Source organism: Blautia hominis (genome assembly GCA_002270465.1).
Taxonomy (GTDB): domain Bacteria; phylum Bacillota; class Clostridia; order Lachnospirales; family Lachnospiraceae; genus Blautia; species Blautia hominis.
In genome coordinates this window covers 458,569-479,372 of the sequence record NQOF01000002.1, presented here as the reverse complement: position 1 = coordinate 479,372, position 20,804 = coordinate 458,569, and the positions used below count along the sequence as shown (strand labels likewise).

The 20,804-nt window shown below is 46.2% G+C and carries 19 protein-coding genes and 1 riboswitch; of the genes, 1 reads left to right on the top strand and 18 read right to left on the bottom strand.

The window, feature by feature from the left end; genetic code table 11:
* Nucleotides 1–83: 83 nt before the first annotated feature.
* Entirely contained in the window at nt 84–842 is a 759-nt protein-coding gene (locus CI595_RS08140; RefSeq protein ID WP_095172772.1) for a TIGR03915 family putative DNA repair protein, read from the top strand.
* Between the two features lie 77 nt (nt 843–919).
* Here CI595_RS08140 and amrS read toward each other — a convergent pair whose 3' ends face one another.
* The 18 genes from amrS to CI595_RS08050 all read right to left on the bottom strand — a co-directional run bounded on the left by amrS (nt 920) and on the right by CI595_RS08050 (nt 20,772).
* Nucleotides 920–1,747 carry an AmmeMemoRadiSam system radical SAM enzyme gene (gene amrS / locus CI595_RS08135; protein WP_095172771.1) on the bottom strand — a complete coding sequence of 276 codons (828 nt, stop codon included), beginning with the start codon at nt 1,745–1,747 and terminating at the stop codon, nt 920–922.
* 29 nt (nt 1,748–1,776) lie between these two features.
* Complete coding sequence (gene amrA / locus CI595_RS08130; protein ID WP_095172770.1) at nt 1,777–3,165, bottom strand: AmmeMemoRadiSam system protein A; 1,389 nt, start codon at nt 3,163–3,165, stop codon at nt 1,777–1,779.
* Between the two features lie 30 nt (nt 3,166–3,195).
* A complete protein-coding gene (locus CI595_RS08125) occupies nt 3,196–4,632 on the bottom strand; it encodes a phospholipase D family protein (protein ID WP_095172769.1) in 1,437 nt (478 codons plus the stop codon).
* 386 nt (nt 4,633–5,018) lie between these two features.
* Nucleotides 5,019–5,870, bottom strand: a complete 852-nt coding sequence (locus CI595_RS08120; protein ID WP_095172768.1) for a bifunctional 5,10-methylenetetrahydrofolate dehydrogenase/5,10-methenyltetrahydrofolate cyclohydrolase — start codon at nt 5,868–5,870, stop codon at nt 5,019–5,021.
* A 156-nt stretch (nt 5,871–6,026) separates the two neighbouring features.
* Nucleotides 6,027–6,656, bottom strand: coding sequence for a cyclodeaminase/cyclohydrolase family protein (locus CI595_RS08115; protein ID WP_095172767.1), 630 nt, complete (start codon nt 6,654–6,656; stop codon nt 6,027–6,029).
* Between the two features lie 67 nt (nt 6,657–6,723).
* Nucleotides 6,724–7,305 (bottom strand): folate family ECF transporter S component, encoded by a 582-nt coding sequence (locus CI595_RS08110; protein ID WP_158661691.1) that lies wholly within the window; start codon nt 7,303–7,305, stop codon nt 6,724–6,726.
* A 102-nt stretch (nt 7,306–7,407) separates the two neighbouring features.
* Nucleotides 7,408–7,506, bottom strand: a riboswitch (THF riboswitch).
* Nucleotides 7,507–7,520: 14 nt separating this feature from the next.
* The gene (locus CI595_RS08105; protein ID WP_095172765.1) at nt 7,521–8,171 is read right to left on the bottom strand and encodes a DUF3786 domain-containing protein; all 651 of its coding nucleotides are present in this window, start codon (nt 8,169–8,171) and stop codon (nt 7,521–7,523) included.
* 57 nt (nt 8,172–8,228) lie between these two features.
* Nucleotides 8,229–10,157 (bottom strand): corrinoid activation/regeneration protein AcsV, encoded by a 1,929-nt coding sequence (gene acsV / locus CI595_RS08100; protein ID WP_095172764.1) that lies wholly within the window; start codon nt 10,155–10,157, stop codon nt 8,229–8,231.
* A gap of 86 nt (nt 10,158–10,243) precedes the next feature.
* On the bottom strand, nt 10,244–11,029 hold the full coding sequence (gene acsE, locus CI595_RS08095) for a carbon monoxide dehydrogenase/acetyl-CoA synthase methytransferase subunit (RefSeq protein WP_018597554.1): 786 nt from the start codon (nt 11,027–11,029) through the stop codon (nt 10,244–10,246).
* An 85-nt stretch (nt 11,030–11,114) separates the two neighbouring features.
* Nucleotides 11,115–12,461, bottom strand: a complete 1,347-nt coding sequence (gene acsC, locus CI595_RS08090; protein ID WP_095172763.1) for an acetyl-CoA decarbonylase/synthase complex subunit gamma — start codon at nt 12,459–12,461, stop codon at nt 11,115–11,117.
* Nucleotides 12,462–12,486: 25 nt separating this feature from the next.
* Nucleotides 12,487–13,425 carry an acetyl-CoA decarbonylase/synthase complex subunit delta gene (gene acsD, locus CI595_RS08085; RefSeq protein ID WP_095172762.1) on the bottom strand — a complete coding sequence of 313 codons (939 nt, stop codon included), beginning with the start codon at nt 13,423–13,425 and terminating at the stop codon, nt 12,487–12,489.
* 106 nt (nt 13,426–13,531) lie between these two features.
* Nucleotides 13,532–15,658, bottom strand: a complete 2,127-nt coding sequence (gene acsB, locus CI595_RS08080) for an acetyl-CoA decarbonylase/synthase complex subunit alpha/beta (protein WP_095172761.1) — start codon at nt 15,656–15,658, stop codon at nt 13,532–13,534.
* Between the two features lie 22 nt (nt 15,659–15,680).
* On the bottom strand, nt 15,681–16,448 hold the full coding sequence (locus tag CI595_RS08075) for an ATP-binding protein (RefSeq protein WP_095172760.1): 768 nt from the start codon (nt 16,446–16,448) through the stop codon (nt 15,681–15,683).
* 24 nt (nt 16,449–16,472) lie between these two features.
* Entirely contained in the window at nt 16,473–18,365 is a 1,893-nt protein-coding gene (cooS, locus tag CI595_RS08070) for an anaerobic carbon-monoxide dehydrogenase catalytic subunit (RefSeq protein WP_095172759.1), read from the bottom strand.
* Between the two features lie 60 nt (nt 18,366–18,425).
* Nucleotides 18,426–19,196 carry an ATP-binding protein gene (locus CI595_RS08065; RefSeq protein WP_095172758.1) on the bottom strand — a complete coding sequence of 257 codons (771 nt, stop codon included), beginning with the start codon at nt 19,194–19,196 and terminating at the stop codon, nt 18,426–18,428.
* 37 nt (nt 19,197–19,233) lie between these two features.
* The gene (locus CI595_RS08060; RefSeq protein WP_095172757.1) at nt 19,234–20,151 is read right to left on the bottom strand and encodes a methylenetetrahydrofolate reductase; all 918 of its coding nucleotides are present in this window, start codon (nt 20,149–20,151) and stop codon (nt 19,234–19,236) included.
* A 93-nt stretch (nt 20,152–20,244) separates the two neighbouring features.
* Nucleotides 20,245–20,427 carry a CooT family nickel-binding protein gene (locus CI595_RS08055; protein ID WP_095172756.1) on the bottom strand — a complete coding sequence of 61 codons (183 nt, stop codon included), beginning with the start codon at nt 20,425–20,427 and terminating at the stop codon, nt 20,245–20,247.
* Nucleotides 20,428–20,430: 3 nt separating this feature from the next.
* Nucleotides 20,431–20,772 (bottom strand): DUF8180 domain-containing protein, encoded by a 342-nt coding sequence (locus tag CI595_RS08050; RefSeq protein ID WP_095172755.1) that lies wholly within the window; start codon nt 20,770–20,772, stop codon nt 20,431–20,433.
* Between the last annotated feature and the right edge of the window lie 32 nt (nt 20,773–20,804).

Genomic DNA, 20,804 nt, shown 5'->3' with positions numbered 1-20,804 from the left:
ACCGCAGACACGGCGCCCCTGGCCTCTCCCACCCGAGTTTCCCACCCGCCCCCCTTATAAACACTTGAAAGGAGCCCACCCACATGGTAATATTCACCTGCCAAGACACCTTTGAATCCATGATGACCTGCATCTACGACGCCTGGTCCGCCCGTCTGGGCCACAGCAACATAAAACTCCGGACCGAACCCATCTGGTCCCCGGAGCTTTTCTGTGAGTACCGCCACATAGACCCCGATGAAGAAAAAGTCCAAAAAGTGATCCGTTCCATCCAGCAGAAAATCTCCGAAAAATCCTACCATGACATCTACCGTGCCGCCATGTCGTACCATCCCGACAAGCTGGACATCATCTACCGTTACATGATCCTGGGCTTTGTTTACAAAGAAAAAACTTCCCAGATGCTGGGCGATCCCGCCGTTTCCGCCCTCTTTGAACTAAACCGCAAAGTAGCCAATGAAGCACACCTGTTTCGGGAATTCGTCCGTTTCTCCCGGCTGAAAAACCAGATTCTGTTGTCCATCATTGAACCAAAATGTAATGTTCTCACCATCCTTGCTCCCAACTTTGAAGACCGTATGCCCTCAGAGCACTGGATGATCGTGGACAAGACACGGATGCTGTCTGTTGTACATCCTGCCGACAGCGACTACTTCCTAACCCCTGTATCACCTGAAGAACTTACCTACATGGAAGCCTCAAAAGACCGCTTCGACCCATATGTTGGCCTCTGGAAATCCTTTTTTCAGACCATCGGCATCGAACAGCGCAAAAATCCCCGCTGCCAGCGCAATATGCTCCCAATCTGGTACCGGAAACATATGCCTGAATTCCAGCAATAGAAAACGCCTTTGCACACATTCTATTGTTATGGACAGTAAGCCCGCGGAAGCCGACGAGGCAGGCAGCAAAGTCCCCCTCAGCAGTTACCTGTATAAACGTATTTCAGATACTTGCCTGCCTCCCCGGCCAGGCGGTATACAGCTTCCACTTCCGTTGCCTTTTGGTCCGTCATTCTCCACCTTGGAAAAAATCTGGTCACATGCAGCGGAATCTCGTAATCCACAGATGCCACCCACTCAGCCAGTTCCTGTATTTCCCCGGCAGAGTCATTTTCTCCCGGAACCACAAGTGTTGTAAGCTCCACATGACATACTCTGGCAGCCTTTGCTATAAATGCCTTCACCGTTTCCAAATCGCCCCCTAGCTTTTTGTAATATGCCTCTGTAAAGCCTTTCAGATCAATATTCATAGCATCTATATAAGGCAGCACGGCTTCCTCTGTCTCTTCTGTAAATGCCCCATTGGTGACAAGGATCGTTTTCATTCCTCTTCTTCTCACCTCCCTGGCAGTATCCCGCACATACTCATATCCCACAAGAGGCTCATTATATGTAAATGCAACACCAAGATTTCCCCGTGCCTTCAGCTTTTCTGCCTGTTGGGCCAGTTCCTTAGGGCTGAAATATTCACAGCGAAGCGCCTTCTCCCCACACATGGAAATTTCATGATTCTGACAAAACGGGCAGGACAAATTACAACCAAAACTGCCCACTGATAGAACCATTTTTCCGGGACAGAACCTCTGCAGCGGTTTCTTTTCCACCGGATCCAGCGCAAGAGCCGTACACATTCCGTAATTGACAGACTCTATTTTGCCTTCCACATTTTTTCTTGCCCTGCATCTTCCTGTCTTTCCCTCTTCCAGCCTGCAGTGATGCATGCATACTCTGCACGTTGTACTCATAAGACGCTCCCCTCATTCCTTTCATATCTTCACGTGTGTCTGACTACCCGGAACCGCTCCAGTTTTACACCCTCCTCCCATTCATCAATACCAGCTTTCTGCTTGGCAATCAATATCTGTTCCTCCACGGTATCCACGCCCTCCAGATTCGGGAGCAGAAGACCTCTCTTCCTTCCCTTACTCACGATCACACCATACTCTTTCACATCCAGTTCCATTGCCGATGATACGATTTCTGTATCTCCCAACACATCCACACTGTAAACCAGCTTATCTAGTTCCGCCTCCCTGACAGGCGGAAATCTTGGATCACGGCACCCTGCGCTGACAGCATTCTCCACAATCTCCTCTGCCACGGAATCTGTTACAGGAGAGATAGTTCCGATACATCCGCGCAGCCTTTCATGCATTTTAAGCGAGACGAACACACCTGCGCGCCTCAAACAAAGTTCTTTTGGCAGATTATCCGGTACTGTAACTTTTTTACCTGTTCTCACATAAGTCTCCAAAGAGTTTCTCGCCAGTTTCACATAGATATCTTCAGCCGCCTTTTTATGCTCCAGATTTTCTCTCTGCATTTTTTCATACTGCCTGAGATACGATCTGGTGTCATCCTTACCAAAAGCCTCATAAGTACAGATTCCATACCCGACTCCAAAGGGACCTTCATAAGACAAGCGCTCTGTTTTTACTGATTTTCCATCTAAAGCTCCTGCCATGATCACAAAGGATCTGTGGCCGCACTCTGCTGCTTTCTCACAGAAATCATCCTGGAAACCAAATAATTCTCCAAAATTTCCGGCTCCCATAACCTGCATGATTCTTCCATCATATTCCGGTCCTTCCTTCTGATAACCATAAGGACCCTCCTTTAAAAGCTTATGGGATAAATCACCGCTTGCGATCATGACCACATCTCTGCCCAATATATCTGCCGCCTGACTGATATACTGCCCCAGCCGATAATGGGCTTCCAATGGCTGCCCTGACAATCCAATCCTCAGCACTCGGCATCTGACATTGTGCTTTTTCAGAAAATACAGTGGGATCATAGTGGCATGGTCCAGCCTGGGGTCCCGTTCTCCTCTGGTTCCCGCCATAAATCCGTCCCTGTCCAGAAGTCCGCAGAGCTGACTGCGCAGTTCCATATCGTATTCCGCCTCAATCCGTACCTCCTTTGCCCCAAACTCTCCAAAATTCCCGGATGCTCCCCTCCCCGGAGAGATGTGAAAATAATCCGCATACATGACAAAATGGGGAGTTGTCACCACAACGGTATCCGGACAAAGCTTTGCCACATGCTGCGCGGCTTTCTCGTATGCTGCGATCGTATCTACGATTCCTCTTTCCTGCCCTCTTCCTACCTCCGGTATAATAAGCGGAGGATGAGGCACCATAACAGCACCGCGTATGGACATAATATCCAGCTCCTTTCCTTTTGATATTCTTTACACTAAACTACGAAACGGCTGCATGATCAAACCGACTACCCGCATTGCAATCTTTTTCCAAACCCCTATTTCTTCCACCCGGATATGTACCGGTACTTCATAGGTATCCGGTCCGGTCACAACACGGCAGTCTTTTTCCATCGCATCCATATATCCGGTCAATTCCTCCGTAAGTTCTTTACTCTGCACTGCCAGCATCAGTTCTGTATCCACATACGTGCTCCGAAGGTCCATGTTGTAAGAACCGATAATTGACATATCCTCATCGATCACAACAGACTTCCCGTGATAAGAGACTCCGCCGTCATACTCCAGCAGAGACAGACCTGTATTATAAACACCTTTCTTCCTGTACAGGTAATCGCTGGATGCCATAAAATTGTCACCGTTTTCCACAGAATTGATCACCATCCTGCTATCCGGAACCTTTCCTGCGATCTCTGTCAATTCCCTCTTCATATATCCGTTCAGGACTACATAGGGCGTATGGATGATAACCCTTTCTTTTGCCTGTTTCATCAATTCGGACAGCTCATAAAATAATACCGGTTCCTTCCCATATATCCCTGTGGGATTTGAAAGTAGTGTCACTTTGTTGGTCTCACAGGTCATCAAGTCATAGTCACAGGGCTTGAATAAGTCAGGATTCTTCGTCTTCAGCTTCTCATATCTTTTGATGAGCATGTCAATCATACTCTTTACCTTTTCATCCTTACTCAGACTTTCCTCATCATGAAATAACCTGCATTCTTTTTTCTTCCACATGTGGCTGAAATACGCTTCCACCTGATACAGAGAACTTTTATCCCCCTGGCGCTGTTGAGGATCTGTATTATAAATGAGCACTTCCCTGTCGTAACTCATATTCTTGTTTGGATAATCTCCGATGAAATAATCAAAGGTATTTCTTCCGCCCAGAATATAGGCCAATTCATCTACGATCACATACTTATCGTGCATCCTTCCCTGCGTCTTCCACGGCATTGCCACATTCAGTTTATTGTATATTTTTATCTCCACATTCGGATGAGAGGACAGCGCATAGAAAAGTTCATTTTCCTCCATACGGATCGTACCGCTTACCCCATCTACCAGGATCTTTATCTTGATGCCCTCCTCTGCCTTGTGATACAGAACAGCAAGCAAATCTCTTGTACTCTTTCCATCCCTCATATCAAATGTGGAGAGTATGATCCTTTCTTTTGCCTGATGAAACAGGCGAATCCTTTCATCCCAGGCACTTTTATTTGTCTCCAGCAGCATTGCTCTGTCCACACCTGCAGTATCGCTGTAACAGTCTGATGCAGAAAAATTCTTTTTTGTCTCCTCTGCCACTTTTTTATAGTAAAGAAACGGTCCTACTGCCCCGGCTATTAGATAAACCAGAAAAAACGCCAACACAAACAGCAGCCATCGAATTTTAAACCTTTTCATTCTTCTCACCCTTTATTGTTTTCCTTATCATACTCCGGAAATTATCATAGGGCACCATACTGCTTTCTGTGAAAAAAGTCAAGAATAATCCCATGAACATTTCTTAAAGTATTATAAACTGCTGAACACTCAGACTTTCCCCTCACAACCGTGCAGTTTCCTTCGTGCCCATGAACCAAAAACCCCCGGAAATCCAATTGAATGTGAATTTCCAGGGGTAAAAAACATATGTATTTACTCGTAACTCTTCCGTATATCTGTGCATTTACTGCGCTGACCGCAAGAAAACATTCCGCAGCCAAGCAACCATTCTACTGGTAAAGGTCATTTAGCAAGAACTTTATCTGTGACTGTGAAGATACGGAACCGTTACTTTTACGCTGCCATTATGAAAATTTACGTTTTGCAGCTTCCACTACATGTCCAACCAGAACGGAAGTTGTTACACTTCCAACACCGCCCGGAACTGGAGTGATGGCATCTACAACAGGCTCAGCCTTCTCAAAATCAACATCTCCGCAGAGTTTACCTTCTGCATTTACATTAATTCCAACGTCGATCACGGTCTGACCTGCGCTTAAATAAGTATCATCAATAACGCCGGCACGGCCTGCCGCAACGATAACGATATCTGCCTCTCTTACAACAGAAGGCATATCCACAGTTCTGGTATGGCAGATTGTAACAGTTGCATTTTTCTTGATCAGCATCATAGCTGCCGGTTTACCTACTACCAGGCTTCGTCCTACAACTACTGCTTTTTTACCTGTACAGTCAATTCCGTAATGATCCAGAATTTCCATACATGCCTGGGGTGTACATGGCGGGAAGCCTACATTTTTTCCTGTAAATACACCTGACATGGAGCCATCTGTCATACAGTCAACATCTTTTGCCGGATCCAGTGCGTTTTCAATCACTGACTGATTCAGGTGTTTCGGCAGCGGACGGAATAAGAGAACACCATGAACCTTGTCATCTTTATTCACTTTATCAATGGCTGCCAACAGCTCATCCTGACTTACATCTGCCGGAAGCAGAATTTTCTCACATGCAACACCCAGTGTTTCACAGCGCTTGGTTGCGCCTCTCTCGTAGGAGATATCGCTTTCATTTTCACCTACACGGATAATACAAAGAGTCGGTTTTACACCTTTCTCCTCCAGTGCTGCCACATCCGCTTTGATTCTCTCATTTAATGCTGCTGTTACTTCCTTACCCAGTAATCTTTTCGCCATTCTCTATGAATCCTCCTGCATCTTTTTATCATACCCATCCGGGCATACCATAACTTACATCGCATTCGCCTGCGGTATAAGACTTTTCTGAAATGACACTCTGCAATGCTGTACTAGTCTTTCCTTGTGTCATTATAAAGCAAAACTATGTAACTATTATTTCAGTCTGGAAAGTACACTGTCAAAGGTCTCATCAGCGATTTTTGTATATTTCTCCAGCATCGCGTCAGCCTTCTTATTCAGCTCTTCCGCATAAGCTTTATCAGCCATGGATTTTGTATTGATATATACATTCAGGCTGGCACCTTTCAGCGCTGCTTTACAGAATGCTGCTCCTACACCTGCATCACTGATGGCCAGTGTGGAACCTTTTGCTGCAAATTCTACGATCACTTCGATGGCTTCACAGCACTTTTCCATTATTTCCATGGGTACAGAGCAGGCGTCTTTCAGAACGATTTCCATCACTCTGGCTTTCTCCGCTTTCTCTTCCTCGGTTGCACGAGGCATACCATAGGCTTTTGACAGGGGTTCAAACACCTCCGCATCTCTCTCTATCAGACGTAAGAAATCTTTCTGCAGAGCATCACATTTCTTCTTCAGCTCCCACATCTCGTCTTCTACTTCTGCGTATTTCTTCTTGCCCACTGTCAGGCTGCCCACCATATTACCCAGGGCTGTTCCCACTGCGCCAACCAGAGCAGATGCTCCGCCGCCGCCCGGAACCGGTGCTTTTGATGCTAATACTTCCACAAATTCATTACATGGTACAGTTGAAAATCCCATCTCTCACATACCTCTCTTTCTTTGATCGCCGGATCTCTCCGGCTTTATATCAACTCCCTTTCGGGAATTATTTTGCGTGGTCAGTTACATTTACAGACCCATTTTTCAGCATAGTGCTCTTATTTACCATAGCAGTCAAAGGGCTCTTGTAGAGGAAGAACACCAGCACAGTATTCAGAGCTGCCAGAAGAGGCGTCTGAACCAGTCTCTGGGCATACAAAACAGCCCACGGTGTTCCGTAGTACATATGAAGTCCCAGACATGTAAATCCAAGAGAACCTACGATTCCATGAACTACGATCACTGCAAGTACATGCCAGATTTCCAGTTTCTTTGCATAAAAATGCCGAAACAGTCCCGGCAGCACGCCAGCCAGAACAGCAGTGACAGAAATCATGGGATTTGGTGCATAACCCTGAAGAATCGCCCCAAGGAAATCAGATAAAAAGCCGCAGATTCCCCCTACCAAAGGGCCAAACCAAAAGCCGCAAAGGTATACCGGAGTCTGACCTACGGTAAGCCGAATACTGGTACCAATGGGAATCGCAACTACCCTGGTCAGGATAATACTCATTGCCACCAGAACACCTGTAAATGCCAAAACTTTCACATTATTCACTTTTTTCATCAGATATAAATCCTCCTTCATCTGTTGTCTCCTAGGAACAGCATAACTGTCCCTTCTCGTTGTGTACTTATGGCATAGTAGTTTACTACACCAAAGAGAAGAATTCATATCTGTCTTTAATGTAGTAGCGGACGCAATATTACATCGTGGAGCCTTGCGGCTGCCTTCGTTCATGGACAACTTCCCATCCCATGACACTTAACGCGTAATACCTACTCTACTATAACAATCTTAATTTAAGACAACTTTTTTTCCAATGCTTTCATCATGTTAATGCTGATATCGCCCACAACCGCCAAATCCTCCGCGGCAAATGAGACGGCAAAATTATCAGAAAATAATATCTGTGCAGAAGGCTGGAATTCGTCATCCCCTTCCCACAAGATAAACTTCACATACAAATTGTCCATAAATTCCAGTTCATAGGAACAGTCTCCCTCTGAACATTTTTTTGCTCCCAAGTGCTCCATAATCTTCCGGAACACAGGCAGCTTGTTTCCATAGCCAAATGCCAGACGGAACAGGCACCTGCCCTGGAACTGCCGGAAGTATACCTCACCCCAGGGAACATCATGATAGGTCACAAATTTTCCTGATGCCGGTGCTGCACTTCTCTCTGTCAAAAAACGGACAATGAGAATCTTAGCGTTCATGGCCTCCTCCAGAGGATATACTTTGGCGGAATCCTCCACGTGATGAATTTCATAATCCGGAAAAGATACCTGGTATGTACTTCCCATCAATTTCACGGTAAAAAGCCCCTTTTCCTCATCATAAGGAATACCGGTTCGCCCGCTGATCTCTTTCGGGTCCATCTCTCTGTATGCGTTCAAATAATGTTCATAAGGACGCTGCTCTTTACTGTCCTTTGCGTATTCAAAATTCATCTTTTCACCTCAGTCAGTCTATTTATTCGTGACAATAAAAGTCCGCATCGCGCACTTCTATTCTTCTGTTACAGACGGAAACAAGGACGTATCCGTATGTGGTATAAAACAGCATGCTACAAATTCATCCATATAACTCGGTACAGCGGAAAGCTCCAGGTATGTCATATTGGACGCGATCTCATAACATTTCTGCTCTGCTTCTTTTGAAAGGAGCATTGTATATGCACCGGACAGAGAAGAGTTTCCGATGTAATGGAATTTCTCTAAAGGAATATCCGGGAACATTCCAATTCTCACGGCATTCTGCATATTGATGCCGCTGCCAATCCCTCCGGCCACATAGACATCATCAATCATGGAAATATCAAAATCAAGGGATAACAACATCGTACGGATAGCTGAGAAAATAGCACCTTTAGCCCGTATGAAATTATCAATATCCACCTCATTGATTTCCACTTCCTTGACACTGCCCGACTCCTCCTCGAAGGCGAGCACATAGCTGCCCATGCCATATTCATCATGGCGGACACGTTTCCCTTCCCGGATAAACTTTCCTTTCGGATTGATGATACCGGTACGGAATAATTCGCTGATCACATCAATGATACCGGAACCGCAGAGACCGATCGGTTTCTCACCCTGATCCCCTATGACAGAATAACTGGGTTCCATGGTTTCTGCATCAATGGTACAGGCCTCGATAGCGCCGTCCGTAGCGCGCATACCGCAGCTGATATCCCCGCCTTCAAAGGCAGGCCCTGCAGAGCAGGCACAACTCATCATAAAGTCTGAATTGCCAAATACAAGCTCGCCATTTGTACCTAAATCAATAAACAGAGAAAATTCAGGACGATTCCACAGCATACTGACCAAAGTACCTGCTGTGATATCCCCACCCACATAACTTCCAATATTAGGCGCCAGTATAATATGTGCATCCGGATTCACCCTGATTCCAATATCAGAGGCAAACAGTGAATTTGTTTTATAAAATGTAGGAATATATGGCTCCATACGGATCGGGTCGCCATTCATTCCTGTCAACAGATGGTTCATAGTAGTATTGGATGCAATACACATACGGTAAATATGCAGAGGACTGAATCCACAGGAACGGCACATCTGTGCAATCATTGGATTGATGGTTTCCTCCACTACTGCACGCTGCAGTTTCTCGCTGCCGCCCGGTTTCATAGATTCAATAATACGATTGATAACATCCGCACCATAACGAATCTGACCGTTTCCAGCTGAAGCTTTTCCCAGGATCTCACCTGTCTGCATATTGATCAGCAGTGCAGACACCGTTGTTGTACCAATATCAACAGCCAAACCGCCGATGACCACTTTTTCATCTCTGCCATAGACATCATACACGAAAATATCATCTTCTGTTCTGCGCACAATGCATTTTACATCAAAATGATTCTCACGGAAAACAACAGATATTTTCCGAAGTGCAGAATAGGGCAGACGCACCCTTTCCACACCGGTCTCTCTTTTGATTGCCCGCATCAGACGCTCATTATCCGGCATGGTGTCATCCAGAGACGGTTCATCCATGGTCACATGGATAATATCCAGACTATTTTTCAAGACAATTCCTGCTGCTTCCACATCGGATTTTGCCTGTTCAAATATGGCAATCTCCTCCTTGGAACTCAAATCTGCGACTTTCATCCGGCTTCTGTAAGCGGATGCAATGTCGGGTACCTGTACCTCCACATCACCTGTCAGCTTGCTCACACATGCCAGTCTCCATCCCTCTGCATACTCTTCATCGGAGATGTGGCGGGTCTTTGGAGAATTCATTTCACCTGTCACCAGTTTAACTTTGCATTTACCGCAGGAGGCATTGCCGGAACAGGGGGCATCGATAGCCACATTCGTTTTTCTCGCTACTTCTAAAAGGATTTCTCCTTCCTGGGCGAAAGTTGTGACGTCTTCGCCATTTTCAAACTTAAAAGTCACTTTGAACATAGGAATTTAGCCTTTCTGTATATTTTTATCTGCGCCGGCGATAAAAATATCCCCGGCGCTTTTTTGTTACACGATTCTGCCTGCGATTAGATCTCCAGGTAAGAGTCAGCGTATAATGTGTTGTTTTTGAAAACATCACAGGATTTAATTGTTTCCATCAGTCTTAAATCACATGGATTTACGATAGCGGAGGTTAAGCCCTGCATCATGCACATTGCAACCATTGCGGAATCCATGATCGGACGGATATGTTTCGGCATACCGTTAGAGTTATTGGACAGACCGCCTGTGGAATTCAGTCCCATGTCGCTGAACATTTTGATTGCTTCCAGAACTTCCATCTGTTTGTCCTGCATTCCTTTTACAACCAGGAATAACGGGTCAAACCACAGGTCTGTAGGCTCCATACCCAGCATCATACCTCTTTCCAGCATGTTCTGGCAGTGCATCATACGCTCATCGTTGTCTGCTGCAATACCTTCTGCAGAGCAAAGAGCGATTACGATAGCATCATTTGCTGCAGCCAGGTCGATATTCTCGATTCTTCCGCCTGCATCAGCAGAGTTTACAATCGGTTTTCCTTTGCTTCTGTTGTATACGGAGATACCTGCCTCGATTGCTTTTTTGTTGGCAGTATCCAGTGCCAGAGGAACGTTGTCGAAGTTGGACTGGATCAACTGAACCGCCCATTTCATTAAATCTTCTCCGTCGTTCTCAGCCGGTCCGATGTTTACGTCCAAATAGGTAGCACCAGCCTCTAACTGCTCTTTTGCACGTTTTAAGATTGGTTCCGGATCACGCTCTGCCATCGCTTTGCGGATAGACGGGGAAATACAGTGAATTCTCTCACCAATTGTAACAAACTTTGCCATAATAGTTCTCCTTTTAAATTATTCATTTTGGCCGGACAGAAAGGGGGCGAAAAAGCCTCCTTTCTGTCAGCCTGTATTTCTCATATTATGCAGTCAGGTCTTTTAAGAATTTTACTAACTGAACTGCTTCCAACGGAGCAACGATCACTTCCCAGCCCGGAAGTTTTGCTTCGATATCACCCTTTAATACGGCAACTTTACCCGGAATGATCAGTTTTCTGCATTTCACTTTATCTTCTACATTTTCCTGAATATATTTTGATACAGAAGTGGAAGATAATTTGCCTGCAGCCCAAGCGGTCAGTACAGAAAGTCCGCCTGCATCACTGATGATCAGGTTACACGGTACACCGGAACGCTCCAGCTCTCCGGATACCACGAAATATGTAAGAGCAAAGTCTACGGTTGTCAGACACAGAGAATTCTCGTCTGCACCATTTAAAGCATAAATACCCGGTTCCACTTTCATTGGTTTCTGCGGGTCTGTAAATACGTTCTGTCTCAGACCGAATAACGGCAGAGCTTCTGCATACTCAAGCTGCTCCATAACCACAATGGAACCATATTTCATTGTGAACATGGAAGCCAGTGCCTGCTGCAGGTTTCTGTCGCCATGAGCCAGAACTGACAGGTTTACCAGTGTAGGATAACCAAAGGTTCTGTCCTGATCTTTTAAAGCTGCGCGGCGGATCTGTACAGCGTTGCCGTAAGCTTCTTTGATGGATTTTGTTCCAACATCCAGAATCAGGTTCTTATTGCCTGCTTTTTCCAGAGCTGCAACTGTATCATATAACTCGTTCAGGTCAGCACCTGTAACGCCAAGTACAACACCTGCTTCTGTTGCAACTGCGCTCATTTCAGCGTAGTTAGAAGCATCTGCACCGTTTAATACCGGTTTGCCGTCTTTACATACAGCCAGAGCTGCTTTTGCAGCTTCGATATCTTTGCAGCCCAGAACTAAAGTTCTTCCAAGAGCTGCTGCTTTCTTTACGATTTCAACGTATCTGTCTTTGTCAGCGCCGTCTTCGTAGTTCACGTAAATCATTTCAACGAACATTCTCTCGCTGATACGCTCGTAGTCTACCTTCGGAATTGCTGCCAGTTTAGCGTCGATCGCAGCATCATCCATACATGTGCACAGGGAAACTGCATATCTTGTTTTGCTAACGAAAGTTTTTTCATGTCTGAATAAAACAGTCTCGCCGCCTAAAGTAAATTCATTGTCACCGCTTCCGACTTTGATCGTCTTCATCGGCGGAGCTGTTGCCTCAGATAACTGAGCCAGAGCATCCTCAGACATATGCGGGCATTTGGAAATTTCCAGAGCACCCTGAGCCACTTTCATGGAGAAAGCCATACATGTTGGGCAGCCGCACTCTTTACAGTTCTTTTTTGGTGTCAGTTTAAAAATTTGAATACCTGATAATCCCATTTGTTTTTATCCTCCTGTTCTACGATTACACTAATTCTTTAATCATTTTTGAGATTGTTGCAACAGATTTGGGATGTCTCAGAATGACAGCGTCAGAACCGGAAGCTAAAACTGCTGCTGCTGTCTGTACTTCCATACTGATACCTCTCTCTTCCAGCGGTCCCCATTCCGGCATATCTTCCTCAGAAGCCATAGCCTCTTTTACTCCCCATGTCTCATCGGCAACCGGAGTGATGATCGGCATCTGTAACATGTTATCATTCTGGGAAAGAGCTGCACCTTTAATACGGTCCATTGTGGATACCACGTACTCAAAACCATAGCCTACTGCTGCAGAACCAACGTTCATTACGATATCCTGAGCTTTTACGCCTAACTGAGTTGTAACAACGTTAAGCTGTTTTGCCAGGTTGATATCCACTGCGGATTCTGCTCCAACCTTCTGATTGTAAGCAAGGCCTGCTGCTGCACCAACTGCTTTGTAATCTTCTTCTCTTGCAGAAAGGACTAAAACATTTTTGCCCTGAAGTGCTTCTGCCACTTTCGGCAGTAATTCAGAATCTTTTTCCACATTCTTGCATCCTTCAACAACTAAAGGACAGGAAACAGCTTCGCCGACTTCTTTGACAACTGCGATCAGTTCATCAATAGATTTGTCTGCGCCGTTCGGATCCCCGCCTTCAAGACGTAAGCATACGAAGTCCGCACCTTCCATTGCTTCCGCTTTTTTTGCGATCTCGGCCATTGTGGCAGCACCTGCATAATATTCCTGGATTCCCGGAACATTGATAAGTCCCATATCGGAAATTTCCACGCCTACTTTTGGTGCATTTTCCGTGGGAGCATCAAAGGAATAGAAAGGAAATGTACATTCCCCTCCTAATTTGATTGCTTTGTCCCCGCAGCCAATTTCAACTGTGTTTATGTTTGCATTGAATTTCTGTGGTTTTTGATTAAACGGCATTTCTCATTAGCCTCCTTAATATATTTTTTATAAACGGTGAACACGGTAAAACGCGCATTCACCGTTTACATGATACTACAATTAAGCGATTTTGTCTTCCAAAATCTTACATCATCGGATCCAGACCCAGAGCCGGATGTCCTTTTTCTGTTAAGAATGCAACTAATTCTTCCGGATCTGTTGCGATGGTCTCATCACCAACCATGTCTGTGAAGTTGTCGATACCGTATAATTCTTTTGCTGTATTATTCAGTCTCTCAGCAACAAATTCTTTCAGCTCTTTCGGCATCCAAACGATTCTCTCGATACCGCCCTCTGCCTTCATGAACTTCTTGGAACCGATGAAGTGTTTTCCATGTCCCATGAAGCCTGGTGTCTGCACACCGCCGCCTGTCATGGAAGCCAGTTCCGGGAAGGTCATTCCAAGTGGTGTCATACCTGCATACTCACGGTTTGTGATAACTACACCATTGGAGAATGGCTCAATACCACAGATACACTCAAAGCATCCGCAGCTTGTCATCGGTTTTTCCATGATGGAATACAGAGATACCTCTTCCAGAGCACCCTGGGAGAATTTGCGTACGGCTTCGTTAACGTCCTCGTACTCACCGATTCTCTCATCAATACATTTCTCTTTTGTGATAACCTGACATGGTCCGTTAGGATCCAGCTCGTTGGTTGCCTTTGCATCCAGCCATGAAACAGCACCGCACAGGCCCAGACGTTCCGGTGTTACCACACATACATGAGACGGGGAGAATGCCTGGCACAGGATACAGCTGTAGTATACTTCTACAGACTCATCTGTCAGGGATTTCAGACGGTCATCACGTTTGTTGAATGTAGGGATTGCCACTTCGTGACGGATTCTCTTACACTCTGCAGGATCTGTGTAGATAACAACTTCACATTTATCAACAACGGCATCAAATTCATTCTTAACAGATGCATACAGAACCTCACCGATATGTTTCAGGCGGAATCCTGCATTGAATGCATCCTTGCTGATACGGATACGCTGCATATCACGCTGTCCTGTGTGATATACACCTTCGATACAGTTGATGTAGTTATGGAATTTACGCTCGATAACCGGCTCAAAGTCAGACTGCATGTTCTTGCCTGCAACTTTTACAACATAAGCAATGCTGTTCTTGCTGCCCAGTTCCATTTCATCTGCTTCCGGTCCGATCACGGTGATCTTGTGGTCTTCGATCTCTGTAGCCTCTGCTGACTGAACCAGCTCTGCACAGTCTACACGGGAACCGTCAAACTCTACCTGCATGTCGCCGCGGCGGATGATCTCACCCTCGAATGCGGATGCAAAAGCAACCGGAATATCAATATTGGTGATTTTGATCTTGATATCGCGAGCTTCCAGGGATGTAGCGTTGAATTTAGCAACATCCGGCTGTAAGATCAAGCTCTTCGGTACTGTGGATACGCCTTCCTGGTTTGTGATAACTGGGAAGCCAAGTGCAATGGCACCTGCACCGCAGGCAACGATCACATCATCCAGAGGAGCAAATGCGTTTACGAATGCCGGTACACGCTCGAAGGTGTACTTCATCAGATTTGCTGCATCTCCGGGTGTTACATTACCAAAGATAAGCGCTGCTCTTAATGCAACGGATACTACATGGATCACGCTTGTTACGTCTTTGCCCAGAGGGATAACACGTAAGTTTGCACCGGTCTTCATGCCAGCTTCAGCAACCTGGTCGATCACACCGCCAACCAGTGTTACCAGTATACCCTGTGCCTGATAGCTCTTAACCAAGGCAACTGCTTCCTCTTTTGTAGGAGCGCTTCCCAGGATAACAGCAACACCAGGGATATCACCTGTTACAAGGGGTACACCCAGTTCACGGATCACAGCATCTGCCAGATGTCCGTAGCAGGGCTCTGTGTACGGTTCTGCACCGTCAATATATTTCAGAACTTCGATAAACTCTGCGCAGAGAGCAGTTGCAACGCCTGACATAAATACGTCATTTAATCTCATCTCTCTTGTCATCAAAGTTTTTACAACACCTAAAGCTTCTTTTAATTCTCCTAAAGTTTTAACCTTCACACCTGTCACTGCATAGTAGCACGGTAAGCAGTAAGCGGTGTTCGGGAAGCTGACAGCTTTGTCAGCACCATGCTGTTCGATTGCAGCATTAATAGCGCCTTCTGTTAATCCATAGACAGCGTCATTTCCACTAAATACGGTTTCAAATAATGTCAATGTTCTCTTCCTCCTGACCTTCTCATAATCCTTGGTCGATTATGTGTTTAATGTTTGTAATTTCCTCTTTTACAGTATTGCTGAAGTCGTATGGAGACTTGCCCTGACGGTCCGCGTCCATCACTTCGGTATTATAGTGAATGAATCCCAGCAGATCCTCCTGCGGTATATGTCCTTTGACAAACGCCTCATCCTCTTCGTTCCGAACCTTATTGGCCACAACACGCACCTGTTTTACACCCAGGTCCTTTGCCAGCCTTTTCACGTTCTTATAGGTCTGTACGCTTCTGGCACCCGGTTCTATGACCACGATAAACTGGTCCATGGATTCCGTAGTACCCCGGCCGAGGTGCTCTAATCCAGCTTCCATATCCATGATCACCACATCATCCCTGTGAAGCACCAAATTGTTGATGATTCTGCGAAGCATGACGTGCTCCGGGCATACACAACCGCCGCCGCCGGTTTCCACAGTACCAAGCACAAGCAGCTTGACTCCGTTCACTTCTTTGGAATATGTATCCGGGATATCGTCCACCTTTGGATTGATCCGGTAGAACTGATTCTCTTCATTAGCTCCGGTACGTTCTTCCACCAGCTTCCGCATCTTTGTTATGGGGATGATAGAATCCAGGGTTTCATCATCAAACCCAAGTGCCAGCCCCAGATTCGCATCCGGATCCACATCCGCAGCAAGCACCTTTCTTCCCTCATCCGCATATAAACGCGCCAGCGTCGCAGCAAAAGTAGTCTTTCCAACGCCGCCTTTTCCTGTCACTGCAATTTTCATGTCATTCACCTTTCCTGATAAAGATTAGATTCCAAGAGCAGCTCTCTTCTCTTCGATTTTTGCGATCATAGCATCGCCCAGTTTTTCAATATCTTTTTCAACTGTAAATGCAGCCTCTACCCATTCTTTTGTTCCGTTGGTCAGGATTTCAACCATTTCACTGGAACCGCAGGCATATGGGTCAACACCTAAGAAGGTATCAATACCGGAACCGATTACATAGTTACCGATAGAAACTGCTTTTTCAGACATCCACTCAGGAGCACATCCAACAACCGGAAGCTGGGAAATATGCAGGCCTGCGTCTTTTGCCAGGGTAGCTGCCAGAACCAGCATACGGCTGATATCTACGCAGGAGCCCATGTGCAGTACCGGCGGAATGTCAGCCAGTTCACAAACTCTCTTAAGTCCGGCGCCACAGACATCTTTCGCTCTCTTGTCCATCAGACCTGCTTTTGCAGCTGCCTGTGCAGAACATCCGGAAGCGATGATGATGATATCGTTAGCAACCAGTTTTTTCATAAGTTCAATATGAGCTAAGTCAGGACGAACCCTCGGGTTATTACATCCAACCATTGCGACAGCACCACGGAGAACACCGGAGGTGATACACTCTAATAACGGTTTTGTGGTTCCCAGCTCGTCTACCTGTGAGTTGGTTACGCCGTCCAGAGCCTTAACGATAGCTTCTGTAGAGTATCCGACAGTTGCTTTCTGTTTCATCTGCGGAATATGTACCAGTTCAGGTTTTCTGTTCTTGAAGTTCTCAATAGCTGTCCGAACGATCAATTTGGCTTTCTCGCCTGCTGTGTGTGCATCGAATCTGATGAATTCAGAATCCGGCATCTGAGCGATCGGAGAAGTTGTGATGAATTTTGTGTGGAAACATTTGCTTAAAGGACCAAGTGCCGGGAAGATACACTGTACGTCTACGACGATTGCTTCACATGCACCTGTCAGAACAACGTTTTCCTGCTGCAGGAAGTTACCGGCCATGGGGATACCGCGGCGCATTGCAACTTCGTTTGAAGTACAGCACACACCAGATACAGTGATGCCTTTTGCACCCTGCTCTTTTGCGTATGCGATCATTTCCGGATCATCTGCGAATTCACAGATCATCTCAGAAAGACTCGGATCATGTCCATGAACAACGATATTGACATTATCCTCAACCATAACTCCTAAGTTTGCTTCTGTCTCGATCGGCTTCGGAGTTCCAAATAATACATCTGAGAACTCTGTTCCCATCATGGAACCGCCCCATCCATCACTTAAGCCTGCACGGATAGCCTGTTTTACCAGTGCTTCCGGTTTGGAAGAGCATCCCATATGGCTCATATGTAAGGAACAGGAAACCTCGCGGTCGATCGCTCTTGGAGCAAGTTCATTCTTTTCCCACAGTTCCTGCTGTGACTCCGGCGCTCTCTTTAAGAATCTCTGTGTTCCGAAAGGTTTACCATACTCCATCAGACCTGTCTCAGCAACTTCGTGTGCCAGATCATAGATGTCTTTTCCTTCGGTCTCGATCCCCCACTCTTTTGCGATACGGATCAGCTTATCCGGATCTTTTACCTTATAACAGCCATCAGCTGCAGATTCATATAAGGTATGGCAGATTTCACGGCCATGGTCAGAGTGTGTTGCAGAACCGCCTGCAGTAAATTTCAGGTAGTTACGACCTACAATACCGTGTACATCACATCCGCAGATTCCTCTCGGAGCCTTTTTTGTGATACGGCATGGTCCCATTGTACAGATACGGCAGCAAACGCCTTCTTCACCAAATTTACAATGGGGTGTCTGATTTTTTACGCGGAACTGCCAAGCGTCAGCGCCGACTTTTGCACCTGTTTCCAGGAGACGTGCAGTAGCAGCTTCAAATTCTTCTACTGTGGTTAATTTGAATTCACTCATGAATATCCTCCTTGTTTTCGCCTCTTTTTGCTTTTTTATCCGGGTCCGCTTCCCCGGTTTTTATAACTCCAGCCTGCTCACAATATCCCTGACCGCTGTTCTCACCGGTGAATCTTCCGGGAGCTTCACGATCGGAGTACCGTCGCAGTCGAAGTCATATACAGTTTCATCCTGCGGTACGATTCCCAAAAGGGTGAGGCCTTGTTTCTCTATCTCCTCTTTTGTGCCCGCATTGAGTACCCCGCCCGGTGCACGGTTGATGATCAAACCAACCTGCCTTGGGTGCATGTCACATTCTTTGATCAGTTCCGCGATCCTGCCCACCGCCTGTACACCTCTTCTGGAGCAGTCGCTGACCAGAATCGCTGTCTGCATGTTGGGAAGAACCCCTCTGCTGATATGCTCCATACCGGCTTCATTGTCCACGATGATATATGGATAATTCTTTTGCAGCTTTGCAAGCTGAGCCTGCAGAAGTCCATTCACGAAGCAGTAGCAGCCTTTCCCCTGGGTACGTCCCATGACAAGCAGGTCATAATCATCATTTTCAATCAATGCATCATCAAACTTGAACTCCATATAATCTGCTTTTGTCATTCCGGCCGGAATGGGATTTTCTTTTGACATCTCCGCACGGGCCACTTCCTCGCGGATATCGCCCAGAGTTGCCTCAAGTTCCATACCGAGAACTTCATTTAAGTTTGAATTCGCATCTGCATCTACCGCAAGAATCGGACCCTTGCCTTTTTCAGCCAGATACTGGATGATAAGTCCTGTCAGAGTCGTCTTGCCTACGCCGCCTTTGCCGGCAATTGCAATTACATGTGCCATGAAAAGGGCACCTCCTAAAATATGATTTTAATACGTTTTAAACAAGTGTACGAAGACCGCATCTGTCAATAATTTCAGATACGTCTTTCCATTTGTTCAGAGCATACAGATGGATACCATTAACGCCAAGTGCACGGTATTCATCAATCTGACTGATGGTATACTCGATACCAGCCTCTTTGAATGCTGCTTTCTTTTCATCGGCAGCTGCATCGAACGGATCTTTGTCGAACGGGTTCGGGAAAATCCAGTTTTTGGAGATAATCTCGCAAAGTTTACGCGGCATGACACAACCATTACGTGACAGTGCCATATTGATCGTAGCAGCCTGATCCAGGATCGGCATGATGCCCACATCAACCGGCATTGTGATGCCTGCGGTGCGGATAGCGTCCAGCCAGCGTTTGAACTGCTCCATATCCCAGCAAAGCTGAGTCATGATGTAGTCAGCACCGTTATCCTGTTTCTGTTTCAGGACAGCGATGTCAGATTCCAGACTGCGGCAAGCAATATGTCCTTCCGGAGAACCCGCCACAGCGATCTCGATCTTATCGCCGAATTCTTTGCGGACATAAGCCACCAGATCTGTTGCATAAGCGAAATCCCCACCGGTCCCTGTCCATCCAAATGGAAGGTCACCGCGGAGCGCCAGCATATGATCTATGCCGTTGTCCAGGTAATTCTGAAGCTGTTCTTTGATCCCCTCTGCGGTATTGCCGATACATGTAAAATGTGTGACCGGTATGGTACCGGCATTCTGGATCATTTTGCACACATCCATGTTCTTGCCCACATTGGTTCCGCCCGCACCGTATGTACAGGAAATGTACTCCGGCCGGTACTTGCAAAGATGCTCAATGGTTCCCGGAAGATTTTCCATTCCTTTGTCTGTCTTCGGCGGGAACAGCTCAAAAGAAACGAGCATTTTGTTCCTCATTGCCTCAGATAATTTCATAGTTACTACCTCCGCTTTGTTTATTTATTTTTAAGGCCGAAGCCCTAAAACCGTTGTTGATACAGCAGAAAGTCCTCCAACTTTTCCGCTGCCTTACTGGCAGTCCAGCTTAACAAGGCTGTTCCCAAGGTCTACCATCAATATTTTACCGACAATAGTCCTCTCCTCACCCATAATGTCCCGTAGGATAAGCTTTTCGCCATCCACGTCGATCCTGCTTACATTTTTGCAGATGACCGTGTTGTCATCGCTTCTCTGTACCGTTGCAAGACACATAGCTTACGCCTCCTTCAAATGTTCTTTTACCAGTGTCAGGGCCAGGCCCAGGCGCATATTTCCTTTCTGGAAATCAGCAACGCCTTCTTTAATGGTCTTGGCTGCATCTTCCATTCCAAGCTTTGACAGATTCTCTGCCATCTGGTCAAGCTCCTGTGCATGATGCTCATTGTGGGAAAGCATATAGTTCAAAAGTGCTACCACTTCCTCTGTACAATTTCCGCCACATTCGCCCTCTGAACAACTGCTGCAGCCGTGGCTGTGCTCATGGCTGTGACCATGGTCATGCTCATGGTCATGTCCGTGAGGAACCATGTTGCCATTTTCGTCGTTGATTAAATGCATTTTTCCATCCTTTCCCTACTGCTTTTATCCCG